This window comes from Oscillospiraceae bacterium MB08-C2-2, assembly GCA_035621215.1.
Classification (GTDB): Bacteria; Bacillota; Clostridia; order Oscillospirales; family Ruminococcaceae; genus WRAV01.
In genome coordinates, this window is record CP141729.1 from 32168 (window position 1) to 52793 (window position 20626).

The window sequence follows — 20626 nt, forward strand, 5'->3', positions numbered from 1 at the left end:
GCAGATTTAAAACTGGATTACAATTTTGAATCGATATGAGTATATTTTTGCTCCCCCATTTATATCCGCATAGAAAGAGACAAGGCCCTGCCCGAGAAACCTTCGGAGCAGGGCCTTGTCTCTTTAAGATCAATAGGCAGATTATTGTTCCCAGACAAATTTAAAGTCAATTTTCAGGTCATCCCGTACAGCGACCAGGGAATCACGAACAGCCTTGTTCATGGGGATACCTTCCTCGCTGCGCTTTAAGAAAGCGAGATATTCCTTTTCGCCGGCGGTAAAGATATGATCATGGCCGGGGGCTTTTTTGGAAGCACGCAGCTCCCGCAGGATATCACCTGTGTTTTTCTTGAACTGCTCCACCTCTATAAAGGCATTAACATCAATGGCGATAAAGAAGTGGCCCAAATGGTAGGGGCGCTTATTGCCCTCCTTGTCAAAGCCGTTGAGCGCAGTCAGGAAGCTGCCACATTGGAGAGCAGAGGAGAGAATTTCCACCACAGTGGCGTAGCCGAAGCCTTTAAAGCCGGCCAACTCCTCACCGATGCCGCCAACAGGTGCCAAAGCGCACTCGCCGCTGACAAAGCCCTTGAGAGCAACATCCGGATCGGTGACAGGGTTGCCGTCGTTATCAATGACCCAGCCGGAGGGGAGCTCTTTTCCAATACGGGCATAGTGCTCGATTTTTCCCCGCTGGGAGATAGAAGTGGCGCAATCCAGAACAAAGGGGAAATCCTCATCGGTTGGGATACCAAAGGTCAAGGGATTGGTACCCAGCATATTTTGCACACCAAAGGTGGGAGCAATAGAGGGGCGGGCATTGGTTCCGGTTATGCCGATCATGCCTGCATTAGCTGCCATAATGCCATAGTATCCGGCAATGCCAAAATGGGTAGAGTTGCGGGCAACCACCATGCCCATTCCATATTCCTTGGCCTTATCAATGGCCATCTGCATGCAGCGCACACCGACTACATGGCCCATACCATCGTGGCCATCCACCACAGCGGTGGTTTTGCCCTCTCTCACAATCTCAAACTGAGTAGTCGGGCTTTGGATACCATCGTTGATGCGATCGATGTACACCGGCTTAAAGCGCCCCACTCCGTGGGAATCAATTCCACGCTTATCCGATTCAATGAGGACAGAAGCGCAAATCTTAGCCTCCTCGGCAGGCACACCGATAGCGGTAAAGGCCTCGGCCATGAAGCCCTCCATCCGGTCAAAAGTTTCATAAAAAAGTTCAGTTGACATTTTTTAACCACCTTTCCAATACTGGGAGCCACCGGAACCAAAGCAGCTGCTTTGTATACGACAGCCCCGGAGAAAAGGGCAGGCTCTGCATGCAGCATAGGCTTGCCCTTGTTTTCTGTTTTAGAACGCTTTAGAAGCCAAAGTAGTTGGCTGCGTTGTAATAAGAGATATTCTTTACAATGTTGGTCAGCCTTTCCATATCGGCAGGGAACTCGCCGTTTTCCACCCAGTCTCCAATCAGGTTGCAGAGGATGCGGCGGAAATACTCGTGGCGGGTATAGCTCAAAAAGCTGCGGGAATCGGTGAGCATGCCCACAAAATGAGCCAGCAGCCCTTGGTTGGCCACAGTGGTCATTTGAGCCTCCATGCCGGACTTGGTATCGTTAAACCACCATGCAGAGCCAAGCTGTATTTTGCCCTTGATGCCGCCGCCTTGGAAGTTGCCCATCATGGTTGCCAAAGCATCGTTGGCGTTGGCGTTGAGGCTGTAAAGAATGGTTTTAGGCAGCAGGTTATCCTGATCCAGAGCATCCAAGAAAGCAGAAAGCTGCGTGGTGACCATTTCATCCGAAACACTGTCAAAGCCGGTATCCGCCCCCAGCACCTTAAACATCCGGCTGTTGTTGTTGCGCAGTGCGCTGAAATGCAGCTGCATAGACCAGCCCATCTCGGCATATTTGCGTCCCAAAGCCAGCAGAAGCTCGGTTTTAAACTGTGCGCTTTCCGTTTGGCAGATAGACTCTTGTGCCACAGCCTTCTTGAAAATAGCCTCCAGCTCATCGGCAGTGGCGCAGCGGAACACAAAGCCATCCAAGGCATGGTCAGAAAGGCGCCCGCCCAAAGAATGGAAGTATTCCACACGGCCGCAAAGAGCCTCAGCCAAAGCGGCAAAGCTGCCGATGGAAGCGCCGCTCACCTTGCTCAGCCGATCCAGATAGGGGATAAAACCGGGATTGCCCGGTTCCAGCACCACACCGGGGCGAAAGGTAGGCAGAACCTTGCAGTCAGTGCCGGAACCGGCGCTGATTTGCTTGTGGTATTCCAATGTGTCGGCAGGGTCATCGGTGGTACAGAGTGTTTCCACATGGAACTTCTTGAAGATATCCCAGACACAGAAATCCTCCCGTGCTAAAACGGCGTTGCAGTGATCCCAAGCTTCCTTGGCAGTGGCACCGCTCAGCAGGCCGTGGTAATCAAAATACCGTTTTAGCTCCAGGTGGGTCCAATGATACAGAGGGCTGCCGATGCAGATCTCGATGGTTTCGCACCATTTCTGGAACTTTTCAAAATCAGGAGCATCCCCCGTGATAAAGCGCTCTTCCACGCCGTTTGCCCGCATGAGGCGCCATTTGTAATGATCGCCGCCCAGCCAGATCTCCGTGATATTGGCAAAGCGTTTGTTTTCGGCAATTTGCTGTGGGATCAAGTGGCAGTGATAATCCACAATGGGAAGATCCTTAACCGCTTGAAAGAGATTGATGGCAGTTGGGGTACGCAGCAAGAAGTTTTCATCCAAAAAAGCTCGCATAAGGCATTCTCCTTTTTATTTTTCACTGAGGTAACTCTGAATTCCGGCCAGCAGGCGGGTCAGGGCTTCCTTTATATTTTCTTCCGTTGTGGCCAAATTGATGCGGATGTGAGTGTCCCCACCGGCTTCCAGAAACCAGTTCCCAAAATCCACTGCTAGGCGGCAGCGTTCCTGCACCACCTGCACCATTTCATCCTCCGGGATATAGGCTCCCAAATCAACCCACAGCAGGTAGGTTCCTTCTAAAGGGGAGACAACAGCCTCCGGCAGCTTTTGAGCAAGGCGCTCCTTAATGGTGAGGTAGTTGGTGTGAATAATGGAGAGCACTTCTTCCAGCCATGGGGTACCCTCGCGATATACAGCCTCAGCAGCCGTGCAGCCAAAGGCGCTGGCATCGGGGATGCAAATGGAACGGGTATAAGCATCAAAGCGAGCCCGCAGCTCTGCATCGGGGATAATGGCAAAGGCAGTCTGACAGCCTGCCAGATTGAAGGTTTTGGAAGGGGCGGTCAGGGTAATCATTTTATCCTCTTCCCGGGCAACGGTTGCCGTAGGCAGATGACGGAAACCGGGCATGATCAAATCATGATGGATTTCGTCGCTGATTACCTGCACTCCATGCCGGCGGCAGATATCCAGAAGCTTTTCCAGCTCGTCCTTTTTCCAGACCCGGCCTACCGGGTTGTGAGGGGAGCAGAGAATAAACAGCTTGACCCCATTCCGAATAATGTTTTGCTCAAATCCGGCAAAATCAATGGAATAAACGCCGTCTTGGCCAATTAAATCGGTGCAGATTAGCTTGCGGCCCTGATCCTTCACCGCATTCATGAAGGGATAGTAGCAAGGGCTTAAAATAGCGCAGGCATCGCCTGGCTGGGTCAAGGCACCGATCAGCCAGTAAATGGCGGGAACCACACCCGGCGAAAAGCGCAGCCATTCCCTCTGAACCCTATAGCCGTGCCGGTTTTGCTCCCAATCTATAAAGGCCTGCCAAAATGACGGTTCAGGGGTATAATAGCCATAAACGCCAAATTCCACCATTTCTGCAAGAGCTTTTTCCACACAGGCAGGGGCCGCAAAATCCATATCGGCCACCCAAAGGGGCAGGAGATCATCGCTGCCAAACCTTTTTTTCAGCGCATCCCATTTCAGGCTGCCTGTTCCTGTTCGCCTGCGTGGAATCACTTGTTTGAGTTTCAAAATGTCACCCCAATTTCAGTATTGTTGTGGAATCATATCCACTTTATTGCTATATGCTCAAATAAACCTGTCTTTCAGGCAATCGGATAACTTCAAATTGCATCGGTTATAAGGTAGATTAAGCATAAAGGACTGCTTTAAAGGACACAGAAACAGTATAACACAAAAGCTTTCAAACCGCACCCGATTTTTTCTATTCCCTATAATGAGACCGAAATGTTTACACTTTCATTATAATTGTCTTGATTAAAAAGTGTCGTTTCATGCCCTATATACTCATATATAACATGTGGATTAGTCAGTGCGAATTATACTATTTAAAACTCAATATAGATATTATACTATAAGTATATGAAAATCCCTGCCTCTTATAAAAAGAAGGCAGGGATTTAAAAATTATACACCTGAAAGGTGTTTCCTCACAAATAAGTGCCGCATAAACCACGGCTTTCACTTTGCCCTTGCCGCAGGTGAGCGGCTTTTTTATGTTCTTGCAGCGGTACATTATTTTATCCATCTAAAGAAGCATGGCGCGGAAATAAATATGTGTGAAAACATCTTTAAAATGATTAATAAAGTGCCCGGAAAATCTTGCGAATCTCATCCTCATCCAAAGGCACATAGTTGTTAACCAGCAGGCGCTGCTGGTTGGCTATGGTGCTTTGTGTAAAGCTTTCGATTTGCTCGGTGGTCATGCCATATTCTTTCAGAGGCTTTTTGGCAATAAGGCGGCCAAGGAAAGTATCCAGTGCTGAATAGATATCCTCATCATTGCTCAGTTCCAAAACCTGAATAATGATTTCATCAATCAGAGTGATGTTGCCGGTGGGGTCTTTCGCCTTATAGCATTTGAAAACCTGAGTAAAGAACTGATAGTTGGCCTCGCCATGAGGGACATGGAAGGCGCCGCCAATGGAATAAGACAAAGCATGAACAGCACCAACCCCGGCGTTGCCAAAGGCAATACCCGCATAGTTGCTGGCAACGGCGAAGTTTTCCAGCAGTCTGCCTCTGGCTTGGGGGCCTTCATTCAAAATAATCTTGTAGCCTTCCAACAGCATGCGGAAAGCGGCCAAAGAATAAAGGCGGGTATAGGCATTCGCTTTGGGAGAGAGGCAGGATTCAGCCGCATGGATCAGCGCATCCACCGAGCTGGTGGCAAACACATAATGGGGCAGGCCTTTTAAGGTCTCGGGAATCAGAACCGCATAATCGGCATACATTTGCTCCAGCCCGAAGCCTCGTTTCAGGTTTTGAGCCTTCACTTCAAATACAGAAAGATTGGTGACCTCACTGCCGGTTCCACAGGTGGTGGGAACAATCACCAGTTCTTTGCTTTTGGCAGGAGCGGGCACGCCTTCGAATAAAGTGGCAATGCGATCCGGCAAATCCAGAGCCAGCAGCTTGCTGATATCCACAACCGAACCGCCGCCTATGGCAACCACCCGGTTAAACTGCAGGCCTCTGGTCTCATGGGTGATAGCGTCGATCATCTCGTCGTTGGGCTCGCCGGTGCCGAATTTTTCTACAAACAGCACATGAGCCTTGCAGCCCAAAGGCTTCATAAAAGCTTCATATAAAAAGCCATGGGTTAAAATCAGGTCGTTTTCTCCTATGGCGAAGGCTTCATGAAATTCCTTGAAGCTATCCAGCACACTGATTTTAGGGACGATTCTGAACTGCTGCACTTGCACATTCCTCCTGGATTTTGGTTGCTGTTTAGGGCGAAAACAGCGTGGAGCCATTCTTCACCCGCTGATTACAGTTATAGTCTTATAGGTTCAAAACCGCAGTGCGGTTCTAAACAGCGGCGATCTGCCGCTAAGCGCTTTATTGAGTATAGTATATACCATTCTGCTTTAAAAAGAAATATGGAGCTTTGTGTTAATAAGGCGAGAATTAATCATTATTTTGGCCGAATCATTATGCTCTGATTAAAAATCTTCCAGTATACAAAAACCGGCTTACCTCCCAGATAATAGGGAAGTAAACCGGTTATTACGATAAATGAGATTGTTTTCTCCGCAAGTCTTATTGAAGTGCTGCTTTGAGCCCGTTGGCCAAGGAATCTGCAACCTGCTTCATTTGGCTCTGGCTGGTGGCATTGGTATACTCCACAGGATTGCTTAAAAAGCCCAGTTCCACTAAGACAGAAGGGGCTGCAGGCAGCAGGGTGACACGGTAATAAGACTGCACAACCTTGCGGTTGGTGCGTCCCATTCCGGAGGAAATGCTGGAAAGCAACGAGTTTGCCAGCTTATTGGAAAGATTCTGGTGGTAATAGCCTTCCAGACCGCTGACCGTGTTGGCATCGGTGCTTTCAGCTATGGCGTTGTGGTGGAGAGAAATAAACACATCACAGCGGGTTTCTTCCATCATTTTCAAGCGGTCATCCAACGAAACGTAGGAATCATCGTCCCTTGTCATAACCACAGTGGCACCCAGTGCCTCCAGTTTATCACGGACAGCATAGGCATGAGCCAGATTCAGGGTGCTTTCAGTGGGGCCAAGCTTACCGGCAACACCCAAAGCGCCGCCATCCTTGCCGCCGTGGCCCGGGTCCAGCATAACGGTTACATTGGCAAAGGGAGTGCTGGAGGAGGTATCCACGGAAGGCTTATAGCGCAGAGTAAGCAGCGTATTTTTACCATCAAAGGAAACACTGTAGCCCCAGATGGATTTGCCCTCTTTCAAATTAAAGGTATAGGTGACTGCTCCGTTTTCCTCCGAGACAGAGGAGGAAGAAAACATTTTGCTGCTGCTTTGCCCGGAAACAGCGGGAGCACCGCTGGAATTAAACAGAGTCAGCTTGAGGGTGCTGCCGTCAATGCGGGAGAAATAGGCGGGGGTATCGGTACCGGTTAAGGTGTAGACTTCCTGCTTGCCGTAAACCGCAAGCTGCGCCGAGCCGATGGAGTTGGAAACACCGCCCTTGCCCAGTACAATGGAAACCATATCCTTAGGGACAAAGCCGCCGGAGGAAAGCTCAAAATAGCTGTTATCCTGCGATTTAACCGTATCCCGGGAGCCTTGCTTGAGATATTCCCGGAAGCTGCTGAGGTCTTTTACATCGGGGTATACAAAGCCTGCATAGCTGGAAACTTCAAGAGTGATGCGGGCACCCTGACCGGCAACATACACTTCGCCGGTGGATTTATAGGTGCTCTTGTTTCCGTTGTAGCTCAGGGTATAGGTGACCTGCCCCGCCTTGGTGACGGTTCCGGCCTCGTATTCCTTGGTAATGGGGATTTCACCTTTAAAGGTGGCGGGTATGCCGTTGGAGGAGGCAGCGGCCACCTGCTCCAGTGTGACACTCTGCCCGCCGAAGGAGGCGGTAACAGTAGCACCGGCAGGAGCCACACAGCCTACGCTGAGGTTGTCACCATATTCCACACCAGACATAACCGCCGGTGTCATAGAGGATTGGGTGATCTTGGTAATGGGGGAGCTTCCAGAAGGCTCGCCCACTCGTTTAATGGTCACACTCTGTGTTTTGTCACCTTGCTGGAAGGTAAAGGTATTGTTGCCGGATTCCAAATTGACCAGCACACCGAAAAGACCGTTGGAGGTGGTGCGCTGAATTTCGGTATCGCCCATATAAACCGGCTGTGAGGGATCAGAAGTGCCGGTAATAAAATAGGTCTTGTATGTAGTTGTCAAGGTGGAGGTGGGGCGTGTGATGGAAAAGGTGGTGGAAATGCTCAAATCCAGCGCCACAGTCTGGCTGCCGACGGCTGTATTTTGAATGGGTAGCTTGCCGGAAAGCATGGCGCTGACCGGCATAGCCGCCAGCGAAGCTTTGGGAACAGCGGATGCGGCAGATGTGACAGAGGATGTCCGTGCCTCCACGGTAGGAACAACAAAAACGGCTCCGATGACCAAAGCGGCACTAACCAAAATCGTTAGAATTTTCATGAATCAGCCTCCAAGGAATTTTTATTAACTGCGGGCATAAAGCTCACGGTGAGATGAACGATAAAACATAGTGAGAAGCTGTGCCCCACCGGGCGCCGGAAATTATAATGTTTCAAATGACGATCAAAAAATGAATTAATACGGCGCACAGGCGCCGCATAGCAACCTTTTGGGGCTGCTGTGTTAAATAGTTATAACTATTTAACACGAATTATATTATAAGGCAAACTCTGCGGGATCAAACTCCGGCAGAGCGGGAAGTCTTCTGGGGATGCGGCGCAGAGGATCATAATCAAAGCGGCGGCAGTGGAAATCCGGTGCAACAATCCCTTTTCTGGTGCAAAGAATCATTTTGCTGTCGTTGCTCCAAAAGCCCATAGAGCAATAACGGCAGGCCGGGTCAATTCGATTTCCAAACAGTTTTTGTGCCATGAAATCCACCTCCAAATACTATGTCCAGTTTAACAGAAAATCCGACACAAATCCAGATTTACCATAAAATTCATACCTCGCTCATATTTGTAACCAATTTTTTATTCAGTGGTTCTTATGGGCTTAGTGATGGCCTTTTCCTTGATTTTAAGGCCCTTGTGTGGTACCATTGCGCATATACTGTTTTTCAAAAAATGATCACTGAACCAACGCACTTGTTCAGAAGAGCTCTAAATAAATAGACCCAACAAGGGAGGTGCCGGCCTGCATGGCAGAAATTACAAAAATCACTCAGCCTATGATTCCTCGGGAAAATATGGGAACCAAATTCAAGCCTGAGACCGATCAAGCCTTTGCGCTCAACGATCCGGGTAAGGTGTTTCGCCGGCAGGAGAGCAACCCGGCGGGGGATAAAAAGACTGAACAGAGCCTGCGGGAGCAGATCAGCCGAGATGCGATTCTGCCCGCTTTACGCCCCACCGCCGATTTGACACAAGCCCTGCGCAAGCTGCTGTTTTTTGTGGAAATGGGGGTTTCCTCTTCCGGCGTTATGCTGGATAACGAAATTAGGGCTTTGTTGGAATCCCTTTTTGTTTCGCCGGAACAGCTTTTGCGGACTTTAACCGAACAGGATAAGTCTAGTGTCCTGTTTAAAGGGCAGAGCTTTGATATTTTGCGGGATGTGGCCGGGCGCTTTACCATGCATCCGCAGGTAAAAGATGCGCTGGTGCAGGTTCTCAAAACCTTTGAATACAATGTCAATGTGGAGCAATCCATTAAAAGCATTTTGCAGAATTGCGACAACATTTTAGATTATATGTTTTCCGCTGACCGTGAGCAGTTCGCCCATTATCTGGCTGGCCTCAAGGCGATTCTTCTGCCCGCCGAAGAAAAGGGCGGTTTGGCTGCCCCAGCGGAGCGTGAGGTCAGCCAGAAGGAGGCAGCCCAACTCCTGAAAAACAATCTGGTGCCTTTGCTTGGGGAGGTGGTGGGCAAATACCATCAGGCTCCCAAAATTCGCGATATTGTTATGGTAATTATTCACAATGTGGTGCGGGTGGATAAGGGAACGCCGGAGGATTTGGAAGAAGCGGCGGCAAGGTTGGCCAGCGAGCTGAAAAAGGTCGCCAACCTGCCCCCCAACTTTGAAAAGCTTTTGCTGGAATCTCTGAAAGCGGATGAGCAGAAAGCGCGCCTTGCCCCGGATAGAGCCGCCCAAAAAATGACCGATGCCATTGTCTCGGTGTTTCGTGATGGAGGAAAGGCTTCCACTGTTCGTCAGGCAGAAAACCTTTTGGTCAGCCTGCTGCAAAACCAAAGCCCCGTTATGAATGTTCTGCATTTTGTGCTGCCTCTGCGCATGGGGGTGGATCGCTCGGTGGCTGAGGTTTATGTGGACCCGGATAGCGATGAGCGGGAATCCCGCTCCGGCAGCAGCACACGCAAAATTTTTCTTTCTGCTGAATCGGAGGAGCTGGGCAGTTTTGAGCTCTGCTTCTGGGTGGTGGATAAGCGCATCGATTTTTCCTTGTGGTGCCCCGGTATTTTAATAGATAGTCTGGCCCGCCTGCGTGGGACCTTCTCAGAAATTATGATGCGGGAGGGCTACAGCATTGGGCAGTATCAGGTGCAGGAGTTCACCGAGCCCCAGAGTGTGGCGCAGGTTTTCCCCAAACTTGTAACCAGAAGGACGGGTATTGATGTCAGAATCTAATTACAGCAAGAATATGAAGGTAACGGCTCTTCAATACAATAGCGAAAAGGATACCGCACCGGTTGTTGTGGCGGCGGGCGGCGGCTATGTGGCCCAGAAAATTCTCGAAATTGCCGATGAATACGGCATTGCTGTTTATCACGACGATACTGCCGCCACACTGCTTTCCAAGCTGGATTTGGGGCAGGAGATTCCACCTGAGCTTTATCAGATTGTTGTGAGCATTTATCTGAGCATTTTGGGCACTGCCAAAAACAGCCGGCAGGAGCTGGGGATTCCGATTCCACCCAAAGGGCCTGCAAAAGCAGGGGAGACAGCTCCCACGGGTTCCCGGTAAAATACAGCTGGCATATTGCATTTTGACGTTAAACTTGGTATGATATGGTTACAACTATGGTGTGATTGTGTAAAAAAAGATAGAATTTGTGACAAGAACTTGCGGGCGCATGGCCTGCGGGTGATGATAAAGAGGAGCGAGTGGAATGAATAATTTGGAAACAACCGCTGCTGGAAATTTTGTGGAAGATGTTGCGGAAAAATATCTGACCTTTGATGTAAGCGGGCAAGTATATGGCATATCCATTAGCAATGTTATTGAGATTTCGAAAATTCAGGCCATCACCCCTATTCCTGAATTCCCGGTTTATGCCAAGGGAATTATCAATCTTCGGGGCAAGGTCATTCCGCTTATTGATTTGAATCTGCGGTTCGGCCACCATGAGAAGGAATACACCGACCGTACTTGTATTGTAATTGTGGATATCGAAGGCCTTCAGGTGGGCTTTATTGTGGAAGCAGTGGATGAGGTTATGGATATTTCCAAGGCGCAGATTGCGCCTCCTCCCAAGTTTTCTGCCGAGCGCTCCAATCGCTATGTGGTTGGTGTGGGCAAGCTGACCGACCGTATGGTGCTGATCCTGGATGGCAAGCTGGTGCTTTCCGACGATGAAGTGGATATGTTGGGTTCTGCCGCCCAATAGTGAAAAACCAAATTTATAAAGACCTGCCTCCTGATGTGGATTCTTTTCTGCGTTGGGAGGCTTTTTGTATAGCCGGCAGCGCGGATATAAAATTTATCGGCGTCTTTGCTGGGTATGCGCTAAGGCCGGCGGATCTCTGTTGTGCGGATACATTGACAAGCCGAATCAAATTGTTTTATGATTTTTGAGCATCAAGTGATCGATCTTTTCATGAAATACTGAGAAAGTTTAAATCAATTGGTGCCAACTGCCAGAATCAAGTTATGGCAGGCAAGAGCCGGGGATTGATTTTTTGAAATGATCTTGCAGAAGAAAAAGAAAGAGTATTCCGAGCTGAAAATAAAAAAGCCCTCGGACACCGTGGTTTATCACAGTGTCCGAGGACTGATCTTTTATGGACTATCGATTACACTGCCAACAGCACCGCCGACTGTATCGATTGCATGGGCAGTTGCAATTGAATGGTTCGCAATTGGCGGCTGCTGTGAGCGCTCGTTGGAGCATCCAATCTGGGGCATACATACCTTGATATCCCCCGATTGGTCCGAGCCCAAGGGCGCGAAAAGGCCGCTTGCGATAATACCCGCAAAACATAATGAATGGTTCCTTTCATGCAAAGGATAATACATTATATGTGCTGTGATGCAGGTGATGTGATGTGTTTATGCTAATCTTTCACTTCACATTAGAGGTAAAAGTGTCGTAGTGGTGTCGTAGTATAGTAAAATCCCATTTGTCCAACCAAAAAAAAGCCTCACAAACGTGATGTTTGCGAGGCTTTTTGGCGGAGAGAGAGGGATTCGAACCCTCGGAATGCGTTAACATTCACACGATTTCCAGTCGTGCGCCTTAGACCAGCTCAGCCATCTCTCCATAATAAATATTCAGTTTTTATTGCTCATTAAAACCTGAAACAATAGCCTGTCTACGCTGCTGTGACATACAATCTTTGCAACAGGACAAAGACTATTATATCTCTTTTTCAGAAAATGTCAAGCAAATCTTTACCAATAATTTAAGTTTTTTTCTGGGTGCGAGCCAAAGCTTTTCGGTGCCCCAATATAGGCGCGCATTTTGGGATGAGTGATAGCGGATTTTTATAGCAATATTATAATATTCTTTTCGGTCAAGGGGTAGAATAAAGCCATAGTTAAAGGCGTTTTTCGACAAATTGTTTTCTTTATAAGGCAATTGTGAACATAAGAAAAGCTTGTTTTCTTTGCAAAATGCCTTTGAATATCTTGACAAAGCCTCCCAAGTGGCATATAATGTTAACGAAAGTTAACACTGATATTGTTAATAAAGGGAAACAAGTGATTTCGGTGCCTGTTTAAGGTGCTGGAGCGCTTAATGAAAGAGGGTATGGTTATGCCATTAATGTCTGCTGAATTGGGAAAAGAAGTCACCATCCAGAGATGCCAGATGAACGGTGAGCTTAAGCGCCATGTGGATAACCTCGGCTTGATTCCCGGGGAAAAGGTTACCCCCATTGCCTGCAACAACGGCAATTTGATTATTAAGGTTAAAAACAGCCGTTTGGCCATTAATATGGGTGTAGCGTCTAAGATATTCGTGAGCTGAACACATCATTTTGGTTATAACTTGCAGGCCATCGGTCTCAAGTGATATGAATGTTAGCCGTTGTTAATACAGTTTCATTTTTATTGGCTGTATACGGCTCAGTATTTGAAGTAAAAGGAGAATTATGGTATGCAAATCACCCTGAAAGAACTAAAACCTGGGGAGAAAGCGGTAGTGGCTCAGATCACGGGTCAAGGTGCTGTGCGCCGCCGCTTGTTTGATATGGGGATTACCCCGGGGGCCGAGATTTACATGCGTAAAACCGCTCCCTTGGGAGACCCTATCGAACTGACTGTGCGGGGTTATGAGTTGAGTTTGCGTAAGGCTGAGGCCGAAGCGGTGTTGGTGGATAAGAAATAGGCTTTTTAGCTGAAAAGTTTCCCCAAGAATTTAAAGGAGTGTGTTTTGAAGATGCCATTGAGATTTGCGCTGGCGGGTAACCCGAACAGCGGCAAGACTACGCTGTTTAACCAACTGACCGGCAGCACAGCCCATGTGGGTAACTGGCCCGGCGTTACGGTGGAGCGTAAAGAAGGCCGCTACCGGAACAAACAGATCGGTGAAGAAATTCAGGTCATTGATTTGCCCGGTATTTATTCACTTTCGCCTTATTCTCCTGAGGAGATTGTGGCACGGAACTACATAATTGAGCAGAATCCCGATGTTATTATCAATATCGTGGATGCCACCAATCTGGAGCGTAATCTTTATCTGACCACGCAGCTTCTTGAAACCGGGCGGCCGATGGTTTTGGCCCTGAATATGATTGACGTGCTGGAGAAGCAAAAGGATGTTTTGGATAGCGCCTTGCTTTCCAAGCAGCTTGGCATACCGGTTGTGAAAATATCCGCTTCTCAGAACAAAAATATCGATGGTTTGATGCAGGCAGCCATTAAAGCCTCTAAAGAGGAATATACCTCTTCCAGCATACTCAAGGATAGTTCCTTAGGCAAAGCGTTGGATGATGTTGAGGAGATTCTTGTGTCCCTTGGCATTGCGCATCCTCTTTACCATGCGGTGAAGCTGCTGGAAAACGACAGCGAGGTAACAAAATCCCTCAAGCTTGGCTCCCGCAAGGCGGAAATTGATGAAATTTGCCGGGTTGCCAGAGAAAGCTGCGATGGCGGCGACTGCGAGGCAGTAATTGCCGATCTGCGGTATCGCTTTATTACCAAGAACTGCCGTCCGGCGTTGAAAGCGGCTCCCCGTTTGGAAGCTCTTTCTGCTTCGGATAAGATCGATAAGATTATCACCCACCGTATTTTCGGTTTGCCTATCTTTGCACTTCTCATGTTCCTGGTGTTCCACATGACCTTTACCGAAAATCTCTTCTTTGTTACCGACCTGCCCGGCCCGGGTATCTGGTTGGCTGGGATTGTGGAGGGCCTTGTTGAGGTTGCCACCAACGGAATGGCTGCTCTTCTGGAAACAGTTGGTGCCAGCGCACTGATTACCGGCTTGGTGATTGACGGTATCTTTGCAGGACTTGGTGCAATTTTGGGCTTCCTTCCCCTAATTCTCGTCCTTTACTTCTTCCTTTCCATTTTGGAAGACAGTGGTTATATGGCCCGTGCTGCTTTCATCATGGACCGTCTGCTGCGGAAATTTGGTCTTTCCGGTAAGTCTTTTGTTCCTATGATCATGGGCTTCGGCTGCAGCGTTCCTGCTATTGCTGCCACTCGAACTCTGGATAGCGAAAAGGATCGCCGTGTTACCATTATGCTGATTCCTTTTATGTCCTGTGGTGCAAAGCTTCCGATTTATGCCGTTGTAATTCCCGCCTTTTTCAGTGAGGGCGCCGATTTGGTAACCTTTGGCATGTACATGCTGGGTATCATTGTGGCCATTATCTGCGGTGTTATCTTCAAAAACACTCTGTTTAAGGGTGAAGCAGCTCCCTTTATCATGGAGTTGCCTGCCTACCGATTCCCCAGCCTCAAGAGCTTGGGAATCCATCTGTGGGAGAAAATCAAAGGCTTTGCCATTAAGGCCGGTACTGTGCTGCTGGCTGCTACCGTTGTAATTTGGTTCCTTTCCAGCTTTGGCTTTGTCGATGGGGGCTTTGGCATGGTTGAAACCAACAGCGCCGAATCCATTCTGGGTTATTTGGGTAATGCGCTTCGCTTTATCTTTGTTCCTCTTGGCTTTGCAAGCGGCCCCAACGGCTGGAAAGCGGTTGTTGCAGTGCTCACCGGATTGGTTGCTAAAGAGGCTGTTTTGACCACCATGGCTCAGCTTTATGGTGTAGAGGGTGACGTTCTGGAGGATGATGGTGCCAGCGGTGTATTGGGTGTCAGCTTGGCTGCTTCCTTTGGTTCTATCCCGGCCGCTCTTGCCTTTATGGCCTTCAACCTCTTCTGTGTCCCTTGTATGGCTGCTGTTGCCGCCATCAGCCAGGAAATGAACTCCAGAAAGTGGCTGTGGTTCACCATTGGCTTCCAGCTTGTAGTGGCTTGGATTGTGGCTTTCTTGATCTTCAATATCGGCACGCTCTTAGGGTTCTGATTTTAGCCTGCCTTGATACAGGCGGCAAAATCTGGAGCTGTTGACAGAATGGATTTTTTAACGCAGTGAAGGGAACTTGGTTCCCATCTCAAAAGGAGATGATTTTGTGAGTCCTGTTGATATCATTATTCTTGTTCTGGTGCTTGCTCTTGTTGCAGGCGGTATTGTCTTTCAAATCCGCAGACGCATACGCAACAAAGCCATGGGCGGCGGATGCAGCTCTTGTGGGTGCAGCTGCTCTGGCGGAACCAGCAGCTGCAAAAAATAGCATTTAAAAAGGCTATACACATAAAAAGGCCGTCCGGAAAACCGGACGGCCTTTTTGCGCTTTATTGGGGGAGCTAACCCTACGGCTCCATAGCCAGCAGAGCGGCCTTAGCGGCGTGAATTTTGGTGGTATCAAATACAGGCAGGGTAGTATCCTCTTGCCCCACCAACAGGCCGATCTCGGTACAGCCCAAGATAACGCCCTGTGCCCCTTGCTGTTGCATTTTAGCAATGATTTGCAAATACCCTTCTTTGGAGGCCTTTGAGATTACACCACAGCAAAGTTCCTCATAGATCACACGGTTTATGTATTCAATATCCTGCGGTGCAGGGATTAACACCTCAATCCCTTTGGCAATCAGCCTTTCTTTATAGAAATCCTGCAGCATGGTGTATTTTGTACCCAGCAGTGCTGTGCGCCGGATACCGTCTTCCAAGAGCTTTTCGGCGGTTGCCTCCGCAATATGAATAATAGGCAAAGTGATTTGGCTCTGAATCTGGGGCACCACCTTATGCATTGTGTTGGTGCAAATCACGATGAAATCCGCCCCGGCTTTTTCAAGGCTTTGAGCGGCGCCAGCCAAAATATGTGCACTTTTATCCCAGTCACCTTTTGCCTGACATTCTTCTATCTCAAAAAAATCCACACTGTAGAGAAGCACCTTTGCGCAGTGCAAACCGCCCAGCTTTTCTTTGACCACCTGATTCACAATCTGGTAATAGGTGACTGTGCTTTCCCAACTCATACCGCCGATCAAACCAATGGTTTTCATAGAATCTCCCTCCTAATTCTGGCTTTGGTTGCCATACCCTTATAGTGGAGTGTGAACCAAGCCGCAACACTGTTTCCTTTGCATATGAGTATATCATATCGTGCAGAGAATTAGAATGCAGCGATAAATATGGGCAGAATTGTTGCGGAGATATTGACAAAGAGGGGGATTGCCTCTATAATATAGCAGTGATATATATCGCTGCTATATTAGTTCGTGTCTGAATGGATAGAAAAAATACACCATAGATGAGGATGACTGTATGCCAGAGCTTTCCACAAAAGAAAAGCTTTTAAAAATAGGGAAGGAAGAGTTTCTCGAGAAGGGCTATAAAGATGCCTCGCTTCGGGAAATTGCCAAAAAGGCCGGCTTTACTCTTGGTGCCTTCTACGGCTACTATCCCAACAAGGAAGCTCTGTTTAACGAAATTGTTCAGGAGCCTGCCCGGGTTTTGTTCGAGCATTATGAGCATACCCATCATCATTTTGATGCTTTGCCGGAAAAACAGAAAATAGCAGAGATGGGCCGTGTTTCGGGAGAAGGGCTCAAAAAAATGGTGAAACACATTTATGAGAATTTCGATGTTTTTCGTCTGGTGTTTTTTTGCGCTGTAGGCACGCAGTATGAGCATTATTTGCAGAGATTTATTGATCTGGAAAACGCCTCCACCTATCGCTTTTTGGAGACTCTTCGTTCCCAAGGCTATGCGGTGGAACTTGACGATGACCTGATTCATATTCTGACCAGCGGCATGTTTTATGGATTCACGGAAATTGTGGATCACAACATGGAAAGAGAAAAGGCTGAGCGCTATGTGGAGCAGCTTAGAATCTTTTACACGGCAGGCTGGTATGAGCTGATGGGGCTGTAAAGCCCCATATCTTAAGCTATTAAAGTTAGATATATATAACTTTTGAGGAGTGTTTGTATGAAAGAAAAAAAGACCACAATAGACTGGCTGAAGGAATGGGCGTCGCCCCACAAAGGCGGCTACATAACCTCTGTGCTGCTGGCGGTTGTGGGAGTGGCGTGCAGCATTGTCCCCTACTTTTTTATTTCCAAGGTGATTGTGGAGCTGATCCGGGGTAATAAGGAACTGAGCAGTTATGTGCACTGGATTGTTCTATGCGCTGTGTTCTGGGTGCTTCGGTGTGTGCTTCTGAGCATATCCACCACTTTTTCTCACAAGGCTACCTTCGCTGTCATATCGGAGGTGCGCCGCCGAATGACCGCCAAGCTGGCTCGGCTCCCTATGGGATACATTCTGGATACCCCCTCCGGTACTTTCAAAAATATCATTGTGGAAAAGGTGGATAGCATCGAAACCATCCTCGCCCACGTGCTGCCGGAAATGACCTCCAACCTTTTGGTGCCAGCCGCCATTGTGGTCTATCTGCTGGTTCTGGATTGGAGAATGGCACTGGCGGCACTGGTCACTCTTCCCATCGGGCTTCTCTGCTTTATGATGATGACCCGAGGTTATGCGGCCAAGTTCGGCAATTATGTGGCCAAGAATAAGCATCTCAATGCCACGGCGGTGGAATATGTCAACGGTATTGAGGTTATCAAAGCCTTTAACCAGTCGGCTGCTTCTTATGAGAAGTTTTCTGTGGCGGCTCAGGAGGCCGCTGATTCTGCGATCAACTGGATGCGAGATTCTCAGGTTTATTTTTCCATTGCCATGGCTGTGCTTCCAGCCACATTGGTGAGCGTGCTTCCTATCGGCGGGCTGCTCTATATGCACGGCACCCTGAGCATGGAGCACTTTATCCAGATCATTATTCTTTCTTTGGGAATTATGCCGCCGTTGGTAGCCGCTTTCTCCTATACAGATGATCTGGCGAAAATCACCACCGTGGTCTCGGATATTGCCCATGTGTTGGAGCTGCCCGAGCTGATTCGCCCCAATAAGCGGATAAGCTTCCCCAATTACAGCATTGCTCTGCAAAAGGTTTCCTTTGGCTATGGAGAGCAGAAGGTACTGGATGGGGTGAATCTGACCATCCCCGCCGGCAGTATCACAGCGCTGGTTGGCCCCTCCGGTGGGGGAAAATCCACCATTGCCAAGCTGATAGCCTCTCTTTGGGATGCCCAGAGCGGGTCGGTGACCATTGGCGGTGTGAATATCAAGGATATCCCGCTGGAACAGCTCAACCACAGCATTGCCTATGTGGCGCAGGATAACTACCTGTTTGATGATACGATCCGCAACAACATTCGTATGGGCCGCCTTTCCGCCACTGATCAGGAGGTTGAGGAGGCGGCTAAGGCCAGCGGATGCCACGAGTTTATCCTCCGTTTGGCCGATGGCTACGAAACAATAGCCGGTGGAGCAGGCGGCCACCTTTCCGGTGGTGAGCGCCAGCGTATTTCCATTGCCAGAGCGATGCTCAAGGATGCCCCGATTGTCATTTTAGATGAAGCCACCTCCTATACCGACCCTGAAAACGAGGCGGTCATTCAGCGGGCGGTTGCCAAGCTGATACAGGGCAAAACCCTGATTGTTGTGGCCCACCGCCTTTCTACCATTGTAGATTCTGATCAGATTGCTGTGGTTCAGGATGGCAAAATTCTGGCCACCGGGCAGCATAATCAGCTGTTGGAGCAATGTGAGCTTTATCGGGGCATGTGGGAAGCCCACATTGATGCAAAGGATACAGTTGAGGAGGTTTTGGCATGATTGGAATTTTTCGTAAATTCTTTAACTTTTCGGGCAAGCAGAAAAAAAGGTTTTATATTTCTCTGGTGTTTTCCTTTCTGCTGGCCATGTTTGAGGCTATGCGTATCGGTGCGATCGCTGTTATGCTCCGGGCGATTATACAGGGCAACATGACAGGGAGCACGGTGATTACCTGCTTGGCGATTATGTTGGTGAGCATTGGCGGCAGTGCTTTGATGCGCAACCGCACTGTGATGCTTCAAACCATAGGTGGCTATACCATGTGTGCCGATAAACGGGTGGAAATCGGCGATCGGCTTAAATATATGCCGATGGGTTACTTCAACAGCCACAATTTGGGGCACATTACCTCGGTCACCACCAATACAGCAGAAAGCTTGCAGGAAGTGGCTACACGGGTTATCCAGATGTACTTGCAGGGAATTATCAATACCTTTGCCGTTATCCTTGCACTTTGCTTTGTGGATATACGCATCGCTTTGGTTACCCTTGCAGGGGTGCTGCTCTTCTTCGGAATCAACCGGTTTCTGCAAAGAGTGGCTGCAAAAATATCCCCCTCAAAGGCTATAGCGGATGAAAACATCGTGGGTGCTGTGCTGGAATATGTGCAGGGCATCGGCATTGTTAAATCCTACAATCTGATGAACCAGGCAGGCAAAAAGATCGACAACGCCATTGACGAATGCGAAAGAGTCAACTTTGGGCTGGAGCGCAGCTTTATACCCTTTGCATCCCTCCAGAATATTGTTCTCAAGCTTTCGGGCGTGTGCATTACACTGTTTTCCATTATGTTTTATATTGGAGGCAGCCTTTCCCTTGAGAACTGCCTGATCTTCATTGTTTGCTCCTTCATTGTATATGCTCATTTGGAAGCGGCTGGAATGTATTCCTCTCTTTTGCGGCTGGTGGATATTTCGGTGGATAAAATCAATGAGATTTTTGAAACCCCGGTTATGGATGAAAAAGGCTCGGATATTTGCCCCAAGACATTTGATATTGAGGCCAAGAATATCAGCTTTTCTTATGACCAGCGCAAGATATTGGATAACATTAGTTTTAGCATTCCGCAAAACACAATTACCGCGGTTGTGGGGCCCTCCGGCGGCGGAAAAAGCACCCTGTGCAACTTAATTGCCCGCTTCTGGGATGTGGATGAGGGCAGCATCACGCTGGGAGGCCATGATCTGCGGGAATATAAGCTGGATAATTTGCTTTCCTGCGTGAGCATGGTGTTCCAGAATGTCTATCTTTTCAACGATACCATTGCCAACAACATTAAGTTTGGCTGCTCAGAGGCAACCCGGGCCCAGGTGGAAGAAGCGGCTAAAAAGGCCCGGTGCCATGATTTTATTATGGAACTGCCCAAGGGCTACGATACCATGGTAGGGGAGGGGGGAGCCACCCTTTCCGGCGGTGAAAAACAGCGCATTTCCATTGCGCGGGCTATGCTTAAGGATGCTCCCATTGTAATTCTGGATGAAGCCACAGCCAATGTAGACCCCGAAAACGAAAGCCAGCTCCAGCAGGCTATTGAGGCGCTTACCAAAAACAAAACTTTGATTATGATTGCGCACCGGCTCAAGACCATACGCAATGCCAACCAGATTCTGGTGGTGGATGAGGGTAAGATCGTTCAGCAGGGCACCCATCGGGAGCTTGCCAAGCAGGAAGGCCTTTATCAGCGGTTCTTGCATGTCCGAGAGCAGGCAATTGGATGGCGCCTTTCCTAAAAACAATATGGTGCTGAGAGCTGTTACACAGCGGTTGCATAAAAAAAGAGCCTGAACACAATTTGTG

General features: G+C 48.7%; 17 protein-coding genes and 1 tRNA gene. 10 read left to right on the forward strand and 8 right to left on the reverse strand.

The features are described from left to right. Positions 1–141 precede the first annotated feature (141 nt). From U6B65_00185 to U6B65_00210, 6 genes are all read right to left on the reverse strand, one after another. Positions 142–1254 (reverse strand): Ldh family oxidoreductase, encoded by a 1113-nt coding sequence (locus U6B65_00185; GenBank protein ID WRS27578.1) that lies wholly within the window; start codon positions 1252–1254, stop codon positions 142–144. 130 nt (positions 1255–1384) lie between these two features. Continuing rightward, complete coding sequence (gene uxaC, locus U6B65_00190; GenBank protein ID WRS27579.1) at positions 1385–2782, reverse strand: glucuronate isomerase; 1398 nt, start codon at positions 2780–2782, stop codon at positions 1385–1387. A gap of 15 nt (positions 2783–2797) precedes the next feature. Beyond that, positions 2798–3982: a MalY/PatB family protein gene (locus tag U6B65_00195; protein WRS27580.1), complete on the reverse strand. Its 1185-nt coding sequence runs from the start codon at positions 3980–3982 to the stop codon at positions 2798–2800. A 569-nt stretch (positions 3983–4551) separates the two neighbouring features. Continuing rightward, positions 4552–5670 carry a 4-hydroxybutyrate dehydrogenase gene (locus U6B65_00200; GenBank protein WRS27581.1) on the reverse strand — a complete coding sequence of 373 codons (1119 nt, stop codon included), beginning with the start codon at positions 5668–5670 and terminating at the stop codon, positions 4552–4554. Between the two features lie 343 nt (positions 5671–6013). Continuing rightward, entirely contained in the window at positions 6014–7897 is a 1884-nt protein-coding gene (locus tag U6B65_00205; protein ID WRS27582.1) for an N-acetylmuramoyl-L-alanine amidase, read from the reverse strand. A gap of 216 nt (positions 7898–8113) precedes the next feature. Beyond that, on the reverse strand, positions 8114–8329 hold the full coding sequence (locus U6B65_00210; GenBank protein WRS27583.1) for a hypothetical protein: 216 nt from the start codon (positions 8327–8329) through the stop codon (positions 8114–8116). Positions 8330–8597: 268 nt separating this feature from the next. Between U6B65_00210 and U6B65_00215 the strand changes: the two genes are divergently transcribed. The 3 genes from U6B65_00215 to U6B65_00225 all read left to right on the forward strand — a co-directional run bounded on the left by U6B65_00215 (position 8598) and on the right by U6B65_00225 (position 11023). Further along, positions 8598–10043: a hypothetical protein gene (locus tag U6B65_00215; protein ID WRS27584.1), complete on the forward strand. Its 1446-nt coding sequence runs from the start codon at positions 8598–8600 to the stop codon at positions 10041–10043. Beyond that, entirely contained in the window at positions 10030–10380 is a 351-nt protein-coding gene (locus tag U6B65_00220; GenBank protein WRS27585.1) for an EscU/YscU/HrcU family type III secretion system export apparatus switch protein, read from the forward strand. Before U6B65_00215 ends, U6B65_00220 begins: the two co-directional genes overlap by 14 nt. Positions 10381–10525: 145 nt before the next feature. Then, positions 10526–11023 carry a chemotaxis protein CheW gene (locus U6B65_00225; protein ID WRS27586.1) on the forward strand — a complete coding sequence of 166 codons (498 nt, stop codon included), beginning with the start codon at positions 10526–10528 and terminating at the stop codon, positions 11021–11023. Positions 11024–11805: 782 nt separating this feature from the next. Here U6B65_00225 and U6B65_00230 read toward each other — a convergent pair. After that, a tRNA-Ser gene (locus U6B65_00230) sits at positions 11806–11896 on the reverse strand. 495 nt (positions 11897–12391) lie between these two features. On the opposite strand from U6B65_00230, the gene U6B65_00235 reads away from it, so the two are divergent. From U6B65_00235 to U6B65_00250, 4 genes are all read left to right on the forward strand, one after another. Then, positions 12392–12604, forward strand: coding sequence for a FeoA family protein (locus U6B65_00235; protein ID WRS27587.1), 213 nt, complete (start codon positions 12392–12394; stop codon positions 12602–12604). A gap of 129 nt (positions 12605–12733) precedes the next feature. Continuing rightward, positions 12734–12964, forward strand: coding sequence for a FeoA family protein (locus tag U6B65_00240; protein WRS27588.1), 231 nt, complete (start codon positions 12734–12736; stop codon positions 12962–12964). Between the two features lie 51 nt (positions 12965–13015). After that, positions 13016–15109 carry a ferrous iron transport protein B gene (feoB, locus tag U6B65_00245; GenBank protein ID WRS27589.1) on the forward strand — a complete coding sequence of 698 codons (2094 nt, stop codon included), beginning with the start codon at positions 13016–13018 and terminating at the stop codon, positions 15107–15109. A gap of 106 nt (positions 15110–15215) precedes the next feature. Continuing rightward, on the forward strand, positions 15216–15377 hold the full coding sequence (locus U6B65_00250; protein ID WRS27590.1) for a FeoB-associated Cys-rich membrane protein: 162 nt from the start codon (positions 15216–15218) through the stop codon (positions 15375–15377). A 79-nt stretch (positions 15378–15456) separates the two neighbouring features. Here U6B65_00250 and U6B65_00255 read toward each other — a convergent pair whose 3' ends face one another. Then, complete coding sequence (locus U6B65_00255) at positions 15457–16149, reverse strand: aspartate/glutamate racemase family protein (GenBank protein WRS27591.1); 693 nt, start codon at positions 16147–16149, stop codon at positions 15457–15459. A 262-nt stretch (positions 16150–16411) separates the two neighbouring features. Here U6B65_00255 and U6B65_00260 point away from each other — a divergent pair, with 262 nt between their 5' ends. From U6B65_00260 to U6B65_00270, 3 genes are read left to right on the forward strand one after another with little or no spacing between them, the layout of a single operon-like run. Next, a complete protein-coding gene (locus U6B65_00260; protein ID WRS27592.1) occupies positions 16412–17020 on the forward strand; it encodes a TetR/AcrR family transcriptional regulator in 609 nt (202 codons plus the stop codon). Positions 17021–17077: 57 nt separating this feature from the next. Continuing rightward, entirely contained in the window at positions 17078–18829 is a 1752-nt protein-coding gene (locus tag U6B65_00265) for an ABC transporter ATP-binding protein (protein WRS27593.1), read from the forward strand. Beyond that, positions 18826–20559, forward strand: a complete 1734-nt coding sequence (locus U6B65_00270; GenBank protein WRS27594.1) for an ABC transporter ATP-binding protein — start codon at positions 18826–18828, stop codon at positions 20557–20559. The genes U6B65_00265 and U6B65_00270 overlap by 4 nt, the downstream gene beginning before the upstream one ends. Positions 20560–20626: the final 67 nt, after the last annotated feature.

Excerpts from the sequence above, each read along its gene's own strand:
- uxaC (WRS27579.1), bottom strand. The coding sequence starts at position 2,782 with ATGCGAGCTTTTTTGGATGAAAACTTCTTGCTGCGTACCCCAACTGCC.
- U6B65_00185 (WRS27578.1), bottom strand. The coding sequence starts at position 1,254 with ATGTCAACTGAACTTTTTTATGAAACTTTTGACCGGATGGAGGGCTTC.
- U6B65_00265 (WRS27593.1), top strand. The coding sequence starts at position 17,078 with ATGAAAGAAAAAAAGACCACAATAGACTGGCTGAAGGAATGGGCGTCG.
- U6B65_00205 (WRS27582.1), bottom strand. The coding sequence starts at position 7,897 with ATGAAAATTCTAACGATTTTGGTTAGTGCCGCTTTGGTCATCGGAGCC.
- U6B65_00215 (WRS27584.1), top strand. The coding sequence starts at position 8,598 with ATGGCAGAAATTACAAAAATCACTCAGCCTATGATTCCTCGGGAAAAT.
- U6B65_00235 (WRS27587.1), top strand. The coding sequence starts at position 12,392 with ATGCCATTAATGTCTGCTGAATTGGGAAAAGAAGTCACCATCCAGAGA.
- feoB (WRS27589.1), top strand. The coding sequence starts at position 13,016 with ATGCCATTGAGATTTGCGCTGGCGGGTAACCCGAACAGCGGCAAGACT.
- U6B65_00210 (WRS27583.1), bottom strand. The coding sequence starts at position 8,329 with ATGGCACAAAAACTGTTTGGAAATCGAATTGACCCGGCCTGCCGTTAT.
- U6B65_00225 (WRS27586.1), top strand. The coding sequence starts at position 10,526 with ATGAATAATTTGGAAACAACCGCTGCTGGAAATTTTGTGGAAGATGTT.
- U6B65_00260 (WRS27592.1), top strand. The coding sequence starts at position 16,412 with ATGCCAGAGCTTTCCACAAAAGAAAAGCTTTTAAAAATAGGGAAGGAA.
- U6B65_00255 (WRS27591.1), bottom strand. The coding sequence starts at position 16,149 with ATGAAAACCATTGGTTTGATCGGCGGTATGAGTTGGGAAAGCACAGTC.
- U6B65_00220 (WRS27585.1), top strand. The coding sequence starts at position 10,030 with ATGTCAGAATCTAATTACAGCAAGAATATGAAGGTAACGGCTCTTCAA.
- U6B65_00240 (WRS27588.1), top strand. The coding sequence starts at position 12,734 with ATGCAAATCACCCTGAAAGAACTAAAACCTGGGGAGAAAGCGGTAGTG.
- U6B65_00270 (WRS27594.1), top strand. The coding sequence starts at position 18,826 with ATGATTGGAATTTTTCGTAAATTCTTTAACTTTTCGGGCAAGCAGAAA.